Origin of the sequence: Streptomyces djakartensis (assembly GCF_014651075.1) — a bacterium.
Taxonomy (GTDB): domain Bacteria; phylum Actinomycetota; class Actinomycetes; order Streptomycetales; family Streptomycetaceae; genus Streptomyces; species Streptomyces djakartensis.
Map to the genome: position 1 here is coordinate 1 of NZ_BMWE01000102.1, position 508 is coordinate 508.

At 58.5% G+C, this 508-nt stretch carries 1 protein-coding gene; it reads left to right on the top strand.

Annotation, left to right across the window (positions count from 1 at the left end; translation table 11 throughout):
• Positions 1 to 38: 38 nt before the first annotated feature.
• Positions 39 to 508, top strand: a 470-nt coding sequence (locus IE212_RS34660; protein WP_268250816.1) for a hypothetical protein, incomplete at its 3' end; no start/stop codon positions are given.

Sequence of the window (508 nt, forward strand, 5' to 3'; positions counted from 1 at the left end):
AGAAGGTTGATGCTGCCTTCGACGCTACTCAGGAGAGTATGAAGCGTGCGCAGCAGACGTTGGCCAGCATGCGTGAGCAGATTGCGGCGGATGACGACCGTATTCTGCAACTGCAGGCCCAACTTCAGGAAGAGAAGAACAAGAAGCCGGAAGGCAACAGCTTCGCTTCCTTGGGAGCGAACGCCCAGCAGATGCTTGCCTCCGCCGAACAGACGAGTACCGAACTGCTGGAACGCGCCAAGCAGGACGCGTCCTCCATCCGTACCACGGCTCAGGCTCAGGCCGAAACACTGATCAACAACGCCAAGCTGGATGCCCAGCATATTGTTGACGACGCCAATGCCAAGGCCGCCTCGATTCTGACGAACGCCAGCAATCAAGCCGAATCAGTGACCACCTCCGCCAACGAGGATGCCGCACAACTGCGCTCCGAAACTGCCAAGACCATCACCGAACAGCGTCAGACCGTCGAGCTTGAGCTCAGCAACGCGCGCGAAGAGCACACTAA